The 16191-nt window shown below is 66.7% G+C and carries 16 protein-coding genes and 6 tRNA genes; 14 read left to right on the forward strand and 8 right to left on the reverse strand.

What is annotated here, in order from left to right:
• Positions 1–38: 38 nt before the first annotated feature.
• Positions 39–1391, reverse strand: coding sequence for a magnesium transporter (mgtE, locus tag M8009_RS10235; protein ID WP_250060734.1), 1353 nt, complete (start codon positions 1389–1391; stop codon positions 39–41).
• A 198-nt stretch (positions 1392–1589) separates the two neighbouring features.
• Here mgtE and M8009_RS10240 point away from each other — a divergent pair, with 198 nt between their 5' ends.
• Complete coding sequence (locus M8009_RS10240; protein ID WP_250060735.1) at positions 1590–2615, forward strand: quinone-dependent dihydroorotate dehydrogenase; 1026 nt, start codon at positions 1590–1592, stop codon at positions 2613–2615.
• A gap of 117 nt (positions 2616–2732) precedes the next feature.
• On the opposite strand, the gene rmf is transcribed toward M8009_RS10240, so the two are convergent.
• Positions 2733–2939, reverse strand: a complete 207-nt coding sequence (gene rmf / locus M8009_RS10245) for a ribosome modulation factor (protein WP_250060736.1) — start codon at positions 2937–2939, stop codon at positions 2733–2735.
• Positions 2940–3200: 261 nt separating this feature from the next.
• Here rmf and rlmKL point away from each other — a divergent pair, with 261 nt between their 5' ends.
• Positions 3201–5399 (forward strand): bifunctional 23S rRNA (guanine(2069)-N(7))-methyltransferase RlmK/23S rRNA (guanine(2445)-N(2))-methyltransferase RlmL, encoded by a 2199-nt coding sequence (gene rlmKL, locus M8009_RS10250; RefSeq protein ID WP_250060737.1) that lies wholly within the window; start codon positions 3201–3203, stop codon positions 5397–5399.
• An 82-nt stretch (positions 5400–5481) separates the two neighbouring features.
• Positions 5482–5829 (forward strand): glutaredoxin family protein, encoded by a 348-nt coding sequence (locus M8009_RS10255; protein WP_250060738.1) that lies wholly within the window; start codon positions 5482–5484, stop codon positions 5827–5829.
• A gap of 183 nt (positions 5830–6012) precedes the next feature.
• On the opposite strand, the gene M8009_RS10260 is transcribed toward M8009_RS10255, so the two are convergent.
• Positions 6013–6291 carry a hypothetical protein gene (locus M8009_RS10260; protein ID WP_250060739.1) on the reverse strand — a complete coding sequence of 93 codons (279 nt, stop codon included), beginning with the start codon at positions 6289–6291 and terminating at the stop codon, positions 6013–6015.
• Between the two features lie 116 nt (positions 6292–6407).
• On the opposite strand from M8009_RS10260, the gene pdxB reads away from it, so the two are divergent.
• Positions 6408–7577: a 4-phosphoerythronate dehydrogenase PdxB gene (pdxB, locus tag M8009_RS10265; protein ID WP_250060740.1), complete on the forward strand. Its 1170-nt coding sequence runs from the start codon at positions 6408–6410 to the stop codon at positions 7575–7577.
• 150 nt (positions 7578–7727) lie between these two features.
• Here pdxB and htpX read toward each other — a convergent pair whose 3' ends face one another.
• The 4 genes from htpX to msrB all read right to left on the reverse strand — a co-directional run bounded on the left by htpX (position 7728) and on the right by msrB (position 11551).
• On the reverse strand, positions 7728–8627 hold the full coding sequence (htpX, locus tag M8009_RS10270) for a protease HtpX (RefSeq protein ID WP_250060741.1): 900 nt from the start codon (positions 8625–8627) through the stop codon (positions 7728–7730).
• 120 nt (positions 8628–8747) lie between these two features.
• Positions 8748–9977 carry a pyridoxal phosphate-dependent aminotransferase gene (locus M8009_RS10275; RefSeq protein WP_250060742.1) on the reverse strand — a complete coding sequence of 410 codons (1230 nt, stop codon included), beginning with the start codon at positions 9975–9977 and terminating at the stop codon, positions 8748–8750.
• Positions 9978–10093: 116 nt separating this feature from the next.
• Positions 10094–11059, reverse strand: a complete 966-nt coding sequence (gene ylqF / locus M8009_RS10280) for a ribosome biogenesis GTPase YlqF (RefSeq protein ID WP_250060743.1) — start codon at positions 11057–11059, stop codon at positions 10094–10096.
• Positions 11060–11149: 90 nt separating this feature from the next.
• On the reverse strand, positions 11150–11551 hold the full coding sequence (gene msrB / locus M8009_RS10285; protein WP_250060744.1) for a peptide-methionine (R)-S-oxide reductase MsrB: 402 nt from the start codon (positions 11549–11551) through the stop codon (positions 11150–11152).
• A gap of 190 nt (positions 11552–11741) precedes the next feature.
• On the opposite strand from msrB, the gene M8009_RS10290 reads away from it, so the two are divergent.
• The 6 genes from M8009_RS10290 to M8009_RS10315 all read left to right on the forward strand — a co-directional run bounded on the left by M8009_RS10290 (position 11742) and on the right by M8009_RS10315 (position 12305).
• Positions 11742–11817 (forward strand) — tRNA-Glu (locus M8009_RS10290).
• A gap of 23 nt (positions 11818–11840) precedes the next feature.
• Positions 11841–11915: transfer RNA gene (locus M8009_RS10295), tRNA-Gly, on the forward strand.
• An 18-nt stretch (positions 11916–11933) separates the two neighbouring features.
• A tRNA-Glu gene (locus M8009_RS10300) sits at positions 11934–12009 on the forward strand.
• A 26-nt stretch (positions 12010–12035) separates the two neighbouring features.
• Positions 12036–12110: transfer RNA gene (locus M8009_RS10305), tRNA-Gly, on the forward strand.
• Positions 12111–12128: 18 nt separating this feature from the next.
• Positions 12129–12204, forward strand: a tRNA-Glu gene (locus M8009_RS10310).
• A gap of 26 nt (positions 12205–12230) precedes the next feature.
• Positions 12231–12305 (forward strand) — tRNA-Gly (locus M8009_RS10315).
• A 153-nt stretch (positions 12306–12458) separates the two neighbouring features.
• Here the strand turns inward: M8009_RS10315 and M8009_RS10320 are convergent.
• A complete protein-coding gene (locus M8009_RS10320) occupies positions 12459–13025 on the reverse strand; it encodes a YIP1 family protein (protein WP_250060745.1) in 567 nt (188 codons plus the stop codon).
• A gap of 87 nt (positions 13026–13112) precedes the next feature.
• Between M8009_RS10320 and M8009_RS10325 the strand changes: the two genes are divergently transcribed.
• From M8009_RS10325 to queF, 4 genes are all read left to right on the forward strand, one after another.
• Entirely contained in the window at positions 13113–13544 is a 432-nt protein-coding gene (locus M8009_RS10325; RefSeq protein ID WP_250060746.1) for a MarR family transcriptional regulator, read from the forward strand.
• 69 nt (positions 13545–13613) lie between these two features.
• Positions 13614–14576, forward strand: a complete 963-nt coding sequence (locus tag M8009_RS10330) for an ABC transporter ATP-binding protein (RefSeq protein ID WP_250060747.1) — start codon at positions 13614–13616, stop codon at positions 14574–14576.
• Entirely contained in the window at positions 14573–15346 is a 774-nt protein-coding gene (locus M8009_RS10335) for an ABC transporter permease (protein ID WP_250060748.1), read from the forward strand. The genes M8009_RS10330 and M8009_RS10335 overlap by 4 nt, the downstream gene beginning before the upstream one ends.
• A 1-nt stretch (position 15347) precedes the next feature.
• Positions 15348–16184 carry an NADPH-dependent 7-cyano-7-deazaguanine reductase QueF gene (queF, locus tag M8009_RS10340; RefSeq protein ID WP_250060749.1) on the forward strand — a complete coding sequence of 279 codons (837 nt, stop codon included), beginning with the start codon at positions 15348–15350 and terminating at the stop codon, positions 16182–16184.
• The last annotated feature ends 7 nt before the right edge of the window (positions 16185–16191 follow it).

Below are 16191 nucleotides of genomic sequence, written 5' to 3' on the forward strand. Positions count from 1 at the left end.
CCCCGCCTCGGCGGGGGTTCGTACTTATGCGGCGGGATTCAGAGCAGGAAGAGCGTGGCCAGCCCCAGGAAAGCCATGAAGCCCACCACGTCGGTCACCGTGGTCAGGATAACCGACCCCGAGAGGGCGGGGTCGATGCCCGAGCGCTTGAGCATCAGCGGGATGACGATACCGGCGATGCCGGCGGCCAGCATGTTGATCACGAGTGCCGCGGCGATGATCACGCCTATGGCGACGCTGCCGAACCACAGCACCGCGAGCACGGCCACCACCAGCGACCAGAGCACGCCGTTGAGGGCGGCGATGCCGATCTCCTTGCGCAGCAGCCAGCTGCTGTTGGTGCGACTGATCTGGCCGAGGGCCAGGCCGCGGATCGCCAGGGTCAGGGTCTGGCTGCCGGCGATGCCGCCCATGCTGGCGACAATGGGCATCAGTACCGCCAGCGCCACGATCTTGTCCAGCGCATCCTCGAAGCGACCGATCACCCAGGCGGCCAGGAAGGCGGTGATCAGGTTGATGCCGAGCCATACGGCGCGTCGCCGGGCGCTGGGCATCACCGGCGCGAAGAGGTCCTCCTCCTCGTCCAGGCCGGCCATGTTCATCAGCGCCTGCTCGGAGTTCTCGCGGATCACGTCGACGATGTCGTCGATGACGATGCGCCCCAGCAGCAGGCCCTCCTCGTCGACCACCGGCGCTGAGGCCAGGTCGTGGGTCTGGAAGAGGGTGGCCACCTCACGGGAATGCATGGTCACCTGGATGCTGTCCACTTCAGGATCCATCAGGTCGGCGACGGCCATCTCGGGGTCGTTGGAGACCAGGCGCGCCAGCGGCAGCACTCCCACGAAGAAGCCGTTGCGGTCGACCACCATCAGCGCATGGGTGTTGTCGGGCACCGCCTCCTTCCAGCGCAGAAAGCGCTTGACCGTCTCCAGGCTGACGTCGGCGCGCACCGCGATGGTGTCAGTGCGCATCAGGCGGCCGGCGCTGTCCTCCTCGAAGGAGAGGGTCTCCTGCAGACGGCTGCGCTGAAGCTCGTCCATCGAGCGCAGCATGTCCTCAGCCACCTGCTGCGGCAGGTCCTCGAAGATCTCGGCGAGGTCCGTGGTGTCGAGGCCCGAGGTGGCGGCCACGATCTCGGCATGGTCCATGTCATCGAGCAGGGTGCTGCGCACCTCGTCGTGCACGTGAAGCAGGACCTCACCGTCGACCTCGCCCGGTACCCGCTCCCACAGCTTGATGCGCGCCGCCGGCGGCAGCGACTCCAGCAGCAGGGCGACCTCCGCCGGCTCCAGGTCGGCCAGGACATCGTCGACGGCATCGAGCCGCTCGTCGCCCAGCGCCCGGTGAATGCGCGAGAGGCGGTCCTCGAGGGTTTCGGTGGTATCGGCCATATGAATCTCCCTGGCTTCGGCAGCACGGCCCACCTGGCCGTGATCGCAACGACGGTGCCTACAGTAGACCACAGAACGGCCCCTGGCTGTCGCCGCGGTCGCTCGCCCGGTCAGGAGACGGCGTCGTCTCCCGCCCATGGCACTGTTATACTCTCTCGCCCTTTCTGCCGCCCTTCACCACCCTTGTCCGGAGTCGCCATGTATTCGCTTGCCCGTTCGCTGCTGTTTCGCCTGGACGCCGAGACCGCCCACGGGGTCGCCCTCAAGGGGCTCGACCTCGCCGGTCGCCTGGGCCTGGCGGAGCGACTCGGCGGCGGGCGGGTCGCGGATCCGGTGGAGCTGATGGGGCTGCACTTTCCCAACCGCGTGGGCCTGGCGGCTGGACTGGACAAGAACGCCGACCACCTCGATGCCCTGGGCGCGCTGGGCTTCGGCTTCGTCGAGGTGGGCACCGTGACGCCCCGGCCCCAGGACGGCAACCCGCGACCGCGGTTGTTCCGCCTGCCGGAGGCCGGCGCCATCATCAACCGCATGGGCTTCAACAACGCCGGGGTGGATCACCTGGTCGCCCGTGTGCGGGCGAGCCGCTACGACGGGGTGATCGGCATCAACATCGGCAAGAACCTCACCACTCCGGTGGAGCAGGCGGTGGACGACTACCTGACCTGCCTGCGCAAGGTACATGGCCATGCGCACTACATCACGGTGAACATCTCCTCGCCCAATACCCCGGGGCTGCGTAACCTGCAGTTCGGCGAGCACCTGGATGCGTTGCTCGGTGCCCTGCGCGAGGAGGGGAGTCGGCTCGACCGGGAGACCGGTCGTCGCGTGCCCCTGGCGGTGAAGATCGCCCCGGACATGAGTCTCGAGGAGGTCGGCCTGGTGGCCGGTACGCTCGAGGCCAATGCCCTCGACGCGGTGATCGCCACCAATACCACCGTCTCCCGCGAGGCGGTGGCGGGGCTCGCGCATGCCGACGAGCAGGGCGGGCTCTCCGGGCGGCCGGTGTTCGAGGCGTCGAACACGGTGGTCCGCGAGCTGCGCCGCCGGCTCCCCGAGATGCCCATCATCGGCGTGGGCGGCATCGACAGCGGCGAGGCGGCGCTGGCCAAGGTGGTGGCCGGGGCCGACCTGGTGCAGCTCTATTCGGGGTTCATCTATCGCGGGCCGGCGCTGGTAGGGGAGTGTGCCCGGGCGTTGCAGGCCCGTTTCGCCGGGCAGTGAGGGACCGGCGGTCGGGTACGGAAACATCGGGCACTAAAAAGCCCATGGCGCGACCATGGGCTTGATATGTTCGTCAACACCTCTGACGATGGGTTGATGACCCGGTGAATGCGGGGGTCACATCACCATGGGGTTCTTGTGAATGCCGGAGACTCCCGTCATGCCGGACCATTGATCTCCACGACCTTCACGCCAACCGCTCATCCAGTACTCGCGTAGATTGATATCCTGACTTGGACAGTCATCGCGGGAATGACCTGAGAGACCCGCCTTGTACCCATGAACATAGGCACGCTGGAAGCGATCACGTTTCTGCCGTTTCATTGGACTACCTCTTGATGAAGGTACCGACGAGAACCCGGCCTCGAGACCGGATTCATGGTGCCCGGGCGACAACGGTCTCTGCGGCAACTCCGTGCTGCACGACGACCGAGGCCCTCTGACAGGAACGCATGCGTCATTCAGTAGCTACTGACTCATTGATAGCCCAGGTTGATGACGATTGTCGACCGATGATTTGTAACAAGGCGTTCACCTGCCCGTCACGCCTTCACCCCGGCCAGGCGCCGCGCCGATGGATATCTCATGACTGAACTGCACTCCCCTGATTCACTGGATTTTCTGGCCACCTGCCCGCGGGGCATCGAGCTGCTGCTGGCCGACGAGCTGGCCGCCCTGGGCGCCGTGCCCGGCAAGACCACGGTGGCCGGGGTTCACCTGCGCGCGAGCCTCGAGGGTGCCTACCGCATCTGCCTCTGGTCACGGCTGGCCAACCGGCTGGTGCTCTGCCTCGCGCAGGAGGAGGGCGTCGAGACTCCCGAGACGCTGCGTGCCGCCGCGGCGGCCATCGACTGGCGGGACCACCTCGCACCCGGCGCGACCCTGGCGGTGGACTTCCACGGCCGCAGCGAGGCGATCCGCCACACCCGCTTCGGGGCCCAGACCGTCAAGGACGGGGTGGTGGACCGACTCCACGCCGAGGAACGCCCACGGCCCGACGTCGATACCCGAGAGCCAGATCTTCGCCTCTATGCGCACCTTCACCGGGGACGGCTCACGCTGGGGGTGGACCTCTCGGGTGACAGCCTGCATCGCCGTGGCTACCGCCGCGACGTGGGCCATGCGCCGCTCAAGGAGAACCTGGCTGCCGCCCTGCTGGTCCGCGCTGGCTGGCCGGCGTTGGCCCGGGAAGGGGCGCCGCTGGTCGACCCGCTGTGCGGTGCCGGCACCCTGCTGATCGAGGCTGCCATGATGGCTGCTGACATCGCCCCCGGCCTGGCCAGGAAACGCTTCGGCTTTCATGGCTGGGTCGGACATGACGAGCGCTGCTGGCGGGAGCTGCGGCGCGAGGCCGAGGCGCGGGCCAGCATCGGACGCAAGCGCTGCCGCTCGCGGCTGTTCGGCTTCGATGAGAGCCCCCCGGCGCTGGCCGCGGCAAAGGCCAACGCGATGCGTGCCGGCGTGCCGGCACTGATCGAGCTTGAAGGGGCCGCCCTGGCTGGGCTCGAACGCCCCGCGGGGTTGCCCGACGAGCCCCGTGGACTGGTGATGACCAACCCGCCCTATGGCGAGCGTCTCGGCGAGCTTCCCGAACTGGTGCGCCTCTATGGCCAGCTCGGCGAGCGGGGCAAGGCAGCCTTTCCCGGTTGGCGGATGGCGGTCTTTACCGCCAACCCGGACCTCGGACACCGTATCGGGTTGCGGGCCCACAAGCAGTACTCGCTGCGCAACGGTCCCCTGGAGGCCAAGCTGCTGCTGATGGCCATTCCCGAGGCGGAGGAGGCGACGGGGGACGCCCCCCCGGCACGTTCCGAGGGGGCGCAGATGTTCGCCAACCGCCTGGAGAAGAATCGCCGGCGGCTGAAGAAATGGCTGAAGAAGAGCGGTGAGAGCTGCTACCGCCTCTACGACGCTGACATGCCCGAGTATGCCCTGGCCATCGACCTTTACGGCGACCGGGTCCATGTCCAGGAGTATGCGCCACCGACGTCCGTCGATGCCGCCCAGGCACAGAAGCGGTTGCATGAGGCGCTGGGCGTTATCCCCGACGTGCTTGGCGTCGTCCCCGGGAAGATCGTCGTCAAGCGTCGCGAGCGTCAGAGCGGCAAGGCGCAGTATCGCAAGCAGGCAGCCAGCGGTGAGCGCTTCGAGGTACGAGAGGGCCAGGCAAGGCTATGGGTGAACCTGCGCGACTACCTGGATACCGGCCTCTTTCTCGACCATCGCCCGGTGCGTCGTCTGCTCGGCGAGATGGCCCCCGGCAAGCGCTTCCTCAATCTCTTCTGCTATACCGGAGCCGCTACGGTCCAGGCCGCGCTGGGGGCACAGGGAGCGGAAGAGACCGGCGGGGCCAGCGAGAGCATCAGCGTCGACCTCTCCAACACATACCTGGAATGGGCCCGGGACAACTTTACGCTCAACCGGCTCGACCCGACCCGCCATCGAGTGGTGCGCGACGATTGCCTGCGCTGGCTGGAAACCGCGGGCGGGGAGTTCGACCTGATCTTCCTGGATCCGCCAACCTTCTCCAACTCGAAGAAGATGGCCGATACCCTGGATATCCAGCGTGATCATGGCCGGCTGGTGCGCCTGGCCATGGCGCGCCTGGCGTCAGGGGGGACCCTGGTGTTTTCCAATAACCAGCGGCGTTTCATGCTGGATGCGGACCTCGCCGAGCAGTTCCGGGTGGAAGATATCTCCGCGAAGACATTCGATCCTGATTTCCAGCGCCGCCCGGACCTACATCACTGCTTCCTGATACGCCACCGGGAGGAATCGGCATGACCCCTTCGATCCGCTCTTTATCCGGCCAGCGCCGCCCGGACCTGCACCATGTGTTCCTGATGCGTCACCGGGAGGTCTCGGCATGATCCGGCTGCGACTCTATACCACCCTGGGGTGTCATCTCTGCGAGCAGCTGGAGGCTGTGCTGGCGACCCTGTGCGCCGAGCGGTACCGGCTGGAGCGGGTCGAGATCAGCGGTGACGATGAACTGGTTGCCTGCTACGGGGTGCGTATCCCGGTGCTGGTGGATGAGGCGGGACAAGAGCTGGATCGCGGTATGGACCCTGGCCGACTGGCCGCCTGGCTGTCAGCACGAGGCTGGCTGGACGAGGCGGCCTGGCGGCAGTTGCAGGAACAGTTGAGTGGTGAATCGGCACCGAAGACGGCGAAGGGCGCCACCTTGCGCGGCGGGCGGCGCTATCTGGGGTGATGCCCTTTGGGCAGCACCAAGCGCCGAGCCACAAGCGCCAAGCAGCTTGGTGAAGGGAAGCGAGACCTGATGTCGGAGACGCAAACTCCATCGAATATCGAGTTCGGTGGGGGGTGGGGTGACGCCAGATCGGTTGGCAACCTGATTCTGGTCGCTTGGCGCTTGGCGCTTGGCGCTTGGCGCTTAAGGCTCCAGCAGCGAGAGCTGGCTGACGGCGTTGCGTCCCTCAGCGCTCTCGTCCTCCACTTCCAGCACCTTGCGAAAGCCCCGCGAGGACAGGATGGTGGTCTCGTCGGCCAGCCACATCAGCGCCTGGTCGTGGTCATCGGCCAGGCGATGCTTCAGGCCGCCGAACTGGGTGCCGATCTGTCCCCAGGCACGGCTGAAGATCCAGTCGCCGAACATGTCCTGATGGACATGCACCAGCACATAGTCATGGTCGGTTTCCCAGCGGACGATCACGGCAGCTCCCGAGGTAGAGGGCGCCGCAGGCAGCAGCGCTCGAGTGGCAGTTGCCGGTATTGTAAGGGCTTGGGCAGACTGAACAAGTCGTATCACCAGCCAGCCGGGAGTCAACCATGAAAATCGTCGTCGATGCCAACGTGCCCGCCGCAGCGACCTGCTTCGGGGAACTGGGCGAGGTGGTCCGCCTGCCGGGGCGGGAGATCGATGCCGCCGCGCTGCGCGAGGCCGACGCCCTGGTGGTGCGCTCCATCACCCGGGTCGACGAGGCGCTGCTGGCTCATGCCGAGCGGCTGCGCTTCCTGGGAACCTGCACCATCGGCACCGACCACGTGGACGAGCGGGCCCTGGCCGAGCGCGGCGTCGCCTTCGCCAGCGCCCCGGGCTGCAACGCCGAGGCGGTGGTGGACTACGTGCTGGGCAGCCTGGCGACCCTGGCCGAGCGACAGGACTGGCGGCTGGCCGAACGCCGCGTCGGCATCGTCGGCGTGGGCAACGTGGGCGGCCGGCTGCTCGAGCGTCTCTCGGCGATGGGCATCGACTGCCTGGCCTGCGATCCGCCCCGCGTGGAGGCGGAAGGTACCGAGGGAGAAGGGCTGACCGGCTTCGTCGACCTGGATGTCCTGATCGACGAGTGCGATGTGCTCTGCCTGCATACCCCCCTGGTGACCACGGGGCCCCACCCGACGTACCACCTGCTCGATGCCCGGCGCATCGCGGCCCTGGCCCCGGGCAGCGTACTGCTCAACGCCGGACGCGGCGACTGCGTGGATGGCCAGGCGCTGCGACAGCGGCTGGCCGGACAGGGCGATATCACCGCAGTGCTCGATGTCTGGGAGCGCGAGCCCGCCATCGACAGCGCCCTGGCGGATCTCGCCGCCATCGCCACGCCGCATGTCGCCGGCTACAGCCTGGACGGCAAGCTGCGCGGCACCCAGCGGATCTATCGTGCCCTGGCCCGGCATGTCGGCCTGCCGGCGCGCCTGACGCTGGCCGACCTCGCGCCTCCGCCGCCCGTCACACGTCTCGTCCTGGACGTCGGCCTCGGCCCCGAGGAGGCGCTGCGCCTATGCCTGCGCGCCGTGTATGACGTGCGGCGTGACCACGACAGCCTGCACCGCGAGGCCCGCCGCCAGGGTATGGCAAAGGGCTTCGACGCCTGCCGAGCGGCCTACCCATTGCGCCGTGAGTTCGCGACCCTCGACATCGAGCTTCGCGAGGGGGCGCAGGGTGTCGCGCCGCTGCTGAGAGGTGCGGGCTTCCCGGTTGCCACCGCTACTGCCTGACGCCGATGGGACGGTAAACGACAGCGGGCCCGCCAGTTGGCGGGCCCGCTGCATATGGGGAAAAGTGTCACTGCCGGTAGGACGCTTGCTTGGGGGCGCGGATACGGCCTGTGCAGAGCGCAGCGGCGGGCAGCCCGCCGCGGATCGCCGTTACTGGCGGTAGGCAGCCTCCTTGAGGGCGCGGATACGATCATCCAGCGGCGGGTGGCTGGCGAAGAGCCGCTCCATCAGCGACTTGGTCTGGCCCTTGGTGATGGCCATGGCGCGCAGGGTGTCCGGCATCTGGTCGGGCATCTCGGTCTCGGCCTTGAGCCGCGCCAGGGCGTTGATCATGGCCCCGCTGCCGGCGAGCTGCGCGCCGGCGCTGTCCGCACGATACTCCCGGAAGCGCGAGAACCAGGCGACGATGGCCGAGGCGATCAGCCCGAAGACGATCTCGGCGACGATCACCACCGCGAAGTAGCCCATGAAGCCCAGGCCCCCCTCGCCGTCGCGCCGCAGGAAGCTATCCACGAGCTGAGCCACCACGCGGGCGAAGAACATCACAAAGGTATTGAGCACGCCCTGGATCAGCGCCAGGGTGACCATGTCGCCGTTGGCCACGTGGCCGATCTCGTGGGCCAGCACCGCGCGCACCTCCTCGGGCCGCATGCGGTTGAGCAGGCCGGCGGAGACCGCCACCAGGGCGTCGTCCTTGTTCCAACCGGTGGCGAAGGCGTTGGACTGCTGTGCCGGGAAGATGCCCACCTCGGGGGTCTTGATGCCGGCGTCGCGGGCCAGCTCTGCCACGGTATCGACCAGCCACTTCTCGGTGGCGTTGGACGGGGATTCGATGATCACGGTGCCGGTGCTGCGCTTGGCCATCCACTTGGAGATGAACAGCGAGATCATCGAGCCGGCCATGCCGAAGATGAAGCAGAAGATCAGCAGGGCGTTGAAGTTCATGCCCTGTTCGGTCAGGTAGCCCTCCACTCCCAGCAGGCGCAGGGTGATGCTGGCCACCACGATCACGGCCAGGTTGGTGCCCAGGAAGAGCAGGATTCTCATCATTGCCGGAAATCTCCAGTCGTCGGGAAGGGGGCGCCGCGCTCAGCGGCCTGCACAAGCTGTTGCTTAGATACGCGCTTGCCCGCCGGGTTTCAAGCGGCGGGCAGAAGGGCATGCCCCGGCCTACTGGCGGTAGCGCGACAGGAAGCGGGCGAAGCGGTCCAGGGCATCCTCGAGCTGGTCGGCCCAGGGCAGGGTGACGATGCGCACATGGTCGGGGTCCGGCCAGTTGAAGGCCGTGCCCTGCACCAGCAGAATCTTCTCCTGCAGCAGCAGGTCGAGCACCAGCTGCTGGTCGTCGCGGATGTTGAACACCTTGGGGTCGAGCCGCGGGAAGGCGTAGAGGGCCCCCTTGGGCCGGGTACAGCTGACCCCGGGGATGGCATTGAGCTTCTCGACGGTGATGTCACGCTGGGCGAGCAGGCGCCCGCCGGGCAGGATCAGGTCGTTGATCGACTGGTAGCCGCCCAGCGCCGTCTGGATGGCGTGCTGGGCCGGTACGTTGGCGCACAGGCGCATCGAGGCCAGCATGGTCAACCCCTGGATGAAGTCGGCCGCGCGCTGCTTGGCAATGTGGCCCGAGAGGATCATCCAGCCCGAACGGAAGCCGGCGCAGCGATAGCTCTTGGAGAGCCCGTTCATGGTCACCACCAGCTGGTCCTCGCCGGCCAGCGCCCCGGTGGAGACGTGCTCGACCCCGTCGTAGAGGATCTTGTCGTAGATTTCGTCGGAAAAGACCACCAGGTCGTGTTCCCGGGCGATCTCCAGCAGCTCGCGCACCACCGCCGGCGGGTAGACGGCCCCGGTGGGGTTGTTGGGGTTGATGATCACGATCGCCCGGGTGTGGGCGGTGACCTTGGCGCGGATGTCGGCCATGTCCGGTGCCCAGTCGGCCTGCTCGTCGCACAGGTAGTGCACGGCATGGCCGCCCGAGAGGTTGGCTGCCGCGGTCCACAGCGGGTAGTCCGGGGCCGGGATCAGCACCTCGTCGCCGTCGTTGAGCAGTGCCTGCATGGCCATCACGATCAGCTCGGAGACGCCGTTGCCGATGTAGATGTCCTCGATGCCGACGCCGGGAATCTCCTTGCGCTGGCACTCCTGCATGATCGCCTTGCGCGCCGAGTAGAGCCCCTTGGAGTCGCAGTAGCCCTGGGCGGTGGGCAGGTTGCGCATCACGTCCTGGAGGATCTCCTCCGGTGCCTCGAAACCGAAGGGGGCGGGGTTGCCGATGTTGAGCTTGAGGACGCGCTGGCCTTCCTCTTCCAGCCGCTTGGCGTGCTCGAGCACCGGGCCGCGGATGTCGTAGCAGACGTTCTCGAGCTTGTGCGATTTCCTGATCGGGGGAGTGTCCATATCGTTCGGTGTCCAGTTTCCAGGGGTTATCCCCAATGCTTGCGTGTGGTCGGGGCTGACCCGGCGAAAGGTCTTTCTTCATCCTCTTCGACCTGTCCCCGGCGCCCCTGAGCCTGTCATGTCAGTTCGTTATTATGCTGCCCATGGAAATTATGCGGCTCCGCCGCGGGCGCCGGCGGAATGTCCGCCGGTGTCTCCAGGGTCAACCGGCCCAGCTTGCCATCACGCAGCTCGTGGAGCAGCACCTCGGCGCCGCGGTGCAGGTCAACCTCGCCACCGGCACGCAGGCCGCCGCGTTTGGCGGCGATCTCGGCGAGGATCGCATGGCCGTCGAAGCCGGCCAGCGCGAGCAGGTCGACCCGTACCGGGCCGTCGGCCTCGACCCGGTCGGCCTCGGGGTGGGGGGCGTACTCGGGCAGGGCCTTGAGCTTGTAGCGCGCCTTGAGGGCGTCGGGATAGCGCCTGGCCAGCTCGGCGGCGGCGACAACGGCGACCTCCACGTAGTCGATGGCGGTGTCACGGATGGCACCACTGGCGGCCAGGCGGTGGGCGCTGGCCTGGTCCTCGATCTTGGGCCACAGCACGCCGGGGGTATCGATCAGCGCCACGCGGCCGCCGATGCGCACCTTCTGCTGGCGCTTGGTCACCGCCGGCTCGTTGCCGGTCTTGGCGATGGTGCGCCCGGCCAGGCCGTTGATCAGGGTCGACTTGCCCACGTTGGGAATGCCCATGATCATCACCCGCACGTCGCGGTCGGCGCGCACCTGGCCGGCCAGCTCATGGCACAGCCTGGGGATGCGCCTGAGCTCCCTGGCCTGGGTGGTGGTCACCGCCAGGGCCCGCATGTCGTCCTGAGCGTCGAAGAAGCTGACCCACTCGCGGGTCCGCTCCGGGTCGGCGAGGTCGGCCCGCGAGAGGACCTTCAACACCGGCTTGTGGCGGGTCAGCTCGGCCAACATGGGGTTGGCGCTGGAGTAGGGCAGGCGGGCGTCGAGCACCTCGATCACCACGTCGATTTCCGGCAGCGCCTCGAGGATCTGCCGGCGCGCCTTGTTCATGTGTCCCGGGTACCAGCCGAGCATCGAGCCTCTCCTGCATGCGCATCAATGGAAACGGCCGCCCATCATAGCAGATGGGCGGCCGCATCAGGGGAGGGCGGTGACGGGCCGGAGCTACTCCCCGGCGTGGAACTGGATTGCCACCGAATTGATGCAGTAGCGCAGCCCGGTGGTCTCCGGCGGACCATCGGGAAAGACATGCCCGAGATGGGCATCGCAGCGCGCGCAGGTCACCTCGGTGCGCTGCATGCCGTGGCTGGTGTCGGTCTGCTCTGCCACGCAGCTCTGCGTGAAGGGTCGGTCGAAGCTGGGCCAGCCGCAGCCGGCTTCGAACTTGTGCTCATTCTCGAACAGCGGGGCGTTGCAGCAGACACAGTGGTAGATGCCGTGTTCGTCACTCACGTGGTAGTGGCCGCTGAAGGGCGGCTCGGTGCCTTTCTCGCGGGTGACACGGTACTGCTCGGGCGTCAGCTGCTGCTGCCATTCGGCTTCGCTCTTCTGGATCTTGCTGCGCATGGCCTCTCTCCTTGTCTTGGCGCCGGGGCGGGCCCGGGGCTTGTCACTTCCATTCTGACATCAACACGGGTGGGTGTTTCCAGTCGCGGGACCGCATCGGTCACGGGTTATCAACGCCGGGCGAGACCCGCTTGACAGCTTCCCGGGGGCTGGGTAATATTCGCCGCACCTCGACGAGGCGAGACATTGCGTCCCATTCGTCTAGTGGTCCAGGACACCGCCCTTTCACGGCGGTAACAGGGGTTCGAACCCCCTATGGGACGCCACTCGACTCATCAGGTACCGGAGTGCGGGAATAGCTCAGTGGTAGAGCATCGCCTTGCCAAGGCGAGGGTCGCGAGTTCGAATCTCGTTTCCCGCTCCAAGCTCAAAAGGCTTTTGCGTCCCATTCGTCTAGTGGTCCAGGACACCGCCCTTTCACGGCGGTAACAGGGGTTCGAACCCCCTATGGGACGCCACTTCCGGTATTGGCAGTGCGAGACCTGCGGGAATAGCTCAGTGGTAGAGCATCGCCTTGCCAAGGCGAGGGTCGCGAGTTCGAATCTCGTTTCCCGCTCCAAGCTTAAACAGCTTATGCGTCCCATTCGTCTAGTGGCCTAGGACACCGCCCTTTCACGGCGGTAACAGGGGTTCGAACCCCCTATGGGACGCCACATCGCTCGAATGTTACCCCTTCCAAGCGGGAATAGCTCAGTGGTAGAGCATCGCCTTGCCAAGGCGAGGGTCGCGAGTTCGAATCTCGTTTCCCGCTCCAGTTTCTAAATACCGTTGTTGGCCAAGGCTCACGTCACGATCCGATGCGTCGGCCCAGCTGACGGCAGCCCCGTCGAATCTCGTTTCCCGCTCCATTCGTTTTTCTCGCCTTCAGTCCGTCTGGCGGTTCGCGCCATCGCTCCAGGTGGGTGAATCAGTATGCCCAGACCATGGCCATCAGCACGCCCCACGCCAGCACGCCGGCCGCCATGATGGTATAGGTCGCCGACTGGGCCACCATGTCGTCATCCCCGCGTCGGCACAGCCCCTGCAGGCCGTGGTAGATCAGGCTGCACGAGATACCCAGTGCCACCAGTACGGCCAGAGCGTTGAGCAGCAGGCTGGGGATGAACAGCACCAGCGAGGCGCTCCACAGCGGCAGCGGGGCCATGGCAGCCAGCAGATAGGCATCGTGGTAGTCGATCGACAGCTCCTCCTGGCCGTTGACCACCGCGTGGATCAGCCAGCCCATGACGAAGAAGGTCAGCAGCTCGGCCAGGAAGAGGATGGTGGTGATGAAGCGCCAGGGGCGTTCGGCGAAGCCGGCGACGAAGTCATCACCGTAGTGGGTGCCGGCATAGTAGAGCATCAGCGGGGGGAGCAGTGACATCGGCAGCACCACCAGCCAGGCCAGGGCCGGGATCGGGATGCGCCGCTGCTGGAGCTCCTTCCAGCCCGCAGTGCGCGAGAAGGGCAGGCGAAAGAGGGTCGTGGCATTCATGGGGCACCTCGTGGGCCGATTCGATGTTTTGTATCATGTTATGATATTAATTAGTCGTCGTGCCCTTTCCTGTCAAGGAGCTCCTCCATGCCCCGTCTTTCCGAGTCGTGTCCCGAGTCCCTGTCCAAGCAGGACTTCGAGCGTCTGTCGCACTTCCGTTATCGGCTGCGCTGCTTCCTGCGCCAGAGCGAGGACATCTGCCGTGACCATGGTCTCACCCCCCTGCAGTACCAGCTGCTGCTGCACCTGAAGGGCTTCGCGGGGCGCGAGTGGGCAAGCGTGGGTGAACTGGCCGAGCGGCTGCAGGCCAAGCACCACGGCACCGTGGCGCTGGTCGGGCGCTGCGAGGAGGCCGGCCTGGTGGAGCGCCGGCCCGGGCGGGCGGATCGTCGCCGCATGGAGGTGCACCTGCTGGCCAGGGGGGCCGACCTGGCCGAGCGCATCGCGGCCCTGCATCAGCCCGAACTTCGCCACCTGCAGGAGGAGTTCTCGCTGCCGGGCTGGGAGAGCGAACCTTGAAGTTTGCCGTGCCATCCCCATCTCACCGGGTTCTCGCGATGACTTCCATTTCTCTCTGACGGAACGCACATGCCCGAACCGGCACTGTCCATTCGTGGCCTGACCAAGGTCTACGGCAACGGCTTCCAGGCCCTGAAGGGCATCGACCTCGACGTCGCCGAGGGCGACTTCTATGCCCTGCTGGGGCCCAACGGCGCCGGCAAGTCGACCACCTTGGGCGTGGTCTGCTCGCTGGTGCAGAAGACCGCGGGCCAGGTCTCGATCTTCGGCATCGATATCGACCGGGACTTCGCCCGTGCCAAGTACCATCTCGGCGTGGTGCCCCAGGAATTCAACTTCAACCAGTTCGAGAAGGTCATCGACATCGTGCTGGCCCAGGCCGGCTACTACGGCATGTCGCGTCGCCAGGCGCTGCCCCGGGCCGAAGCGTTGCTTAGCGACCTGGGCCTGTGGGACAAGCGCAACGGCAGCGCAAGGATGCTCTCAGGCGGCATGAAGCGTCGGCTGATGATCGCCCGTGCCCTGATGCACCGGCCTCGGCTGCTGATCCTCGACGAGCCCACCGCCGGCGTGGATATCGAGCTGCGCCGCAGCATGTGGGAATATATGCGCCGCATCAATCGCGACGAGGGCACCACCATCATCCTCACCACCCACTACCTGGAGGAGGCCGAGAGCCTGTGTCGCAACGTGGGGATCATCAACCACGGCGAGATCATCCGGAACACCAGCGTGCGCGAGCTGCTCGCCGAGCTCGATACCGAGACCTTCCTGCTGGACCTGACGCACCCGATCGAGGCCGCACCGGAGGTGGCGGGCTTCGAGGTGAGCCGGGTCGATGCCTCTCAGCTGGCGGTGGTGGTGCACCGCGGCCAGCGTCTCAACGAGGTCTTCGAGGCGCTCAGCGCCCAGGGGCTGCAGGTGATGTCGATGCGCAATCGCGCCAACCGGCTCGAGGAGATGTTCGTCTCCATGGTGGAGCAGGGCAACAGCGACACGGCGGCGGCCGATAAGGCGGAGGCGCGCGCATGAACTCGACCCAGATCGCCATCGCCCTCTGGACCCTGGTGCACAAGGAGGTCAAGCGCTTCACGCGGATCTGGCCGCAGACCCTGCTGCCGCCGTCGATCACCATGACCATGTACTTCATCATCTTCGGCAACCTGATCGGCTCGCGGATCGGCGAGATGGATGGCTACAGCTACATGGACTTCATCGTCCCGGGGCTGATCATGATGGCGGTGATCACCAACAGCTACTCCAACGTGGCCTCCAGCTTCTTCTCGAACAAGTTCCAGCGCTCCATCGAGGAGATGATGGTCTCGCCGATGCCCAACTGGGTGATCCTCACCGGCTTCGTGCTGGGTGGCATGGCCCGTGGCCTCGGCGTGGGGCTGATCGTCACCCTGGTGTCGCTGTTCTTCACCCGGCTCGAGGTGGCGCACCCGCTGCTGACGGTCTTCGTGGTGGTGCTCACCGCGGCGCTGTTCGCCATCGGCGGCTTCATCAACGCCCTGCTGGGCAAGAAGTTCGACGACATCTCCATCGTGCCGACCTTCGTGCTCACGCCGCTGACCTACCTCGGCGGGGTCTTCTACTCCATCTCGCTGCTGCCGGCCTTCTGGCAGGGCGTATCGATGCTCAATCCCATCCTCTACATGGTCAACGTCTTCCGCTACGGCTTCCTCGGAGTCTCGGACATCCCTGTGGGCTGGGCGCTGGCCGCCATCCTGGCCTTCATCACCGGACTCTTCGGTGTGGCGCTGTGGATGCTGGAGCACGGCAAGGGCATCAGGAGCTGACATGTCACACCACCGTACCGACACCCTCGCGCATGCGCCCCTGGGGCGCGAGGCCGCCTACCCGGAGCACTACGATGCCGGGCTGCTCTTCTCCATTCCCCGCGCCGCCAACCGCGCCCCTCTGGGCATCGAGGAGGGCGCCTTGCCCTTCGTCGGCGAGGACGAGTGGCACGCCTTCGAGGTTTCCTGGCTCAACGAGAAGGGTAAGCCTCGGGTCGCCGTGGCGCGCTTTCGCCTGCCGGCGGACTCACCCAACCTGATCGAGTCGAAGTCCTGGAAGCTCTACCTCAATGGCCTCAACCAGACTCGTTTCGAGAGCCGCGAGCGAGTGATCGACACCCTGGTGAGCGATCTCTCCCATGCCGCCGGCGCCGCGGTCTCCGTCGAGCTGTTCGACGTCGACGACGAGGCGCTGTCGCCGCGCCGGCTGCCGGGAGAGTGCCTGGACGACCTGGACATCGAGGTTGCGGACTACACCCCTAGCGCCGAGCACCTGAGGGTGGGCGAGGAGGTCGTCGAAGAGACGCTGTATTCGCATCTGCTCAAGTCGAACTGCCCGGTCACCGGCCAGCCCGACTGGGGCAGCGTGCTGATCCGCTACCGGGGGCCGCGACTCGATCGCGAGGGGCTCCTGCACTACCTGATCGGCTTTCGCCAGCACCAGGACTTCCACGAGCACTGCGTGGAACACATCTTCATGGACCTGATGGCCCGCGCCCGCCCGGAGCGACTGCTCGTGCTGGCGCGCTATGTGCGCCGCGGCGGGCTCGATATCAGCCCCTGGCGGGCCACCCCCGGCGAGCGCCCGCCCGAGCCGCTGCGGCTGGCGCGCCAGTAGTCGCTTG

Source organism: Halomonas gemina (assembly GCF_023554995.1).
GTDB classification, from domain to species: domain Bacteria; phylum Pseudomonadota; class Gammaproteobacteria; order Pseudomonadales; family Halomonadaceae; genus Halomonas; species Halomonas gemina.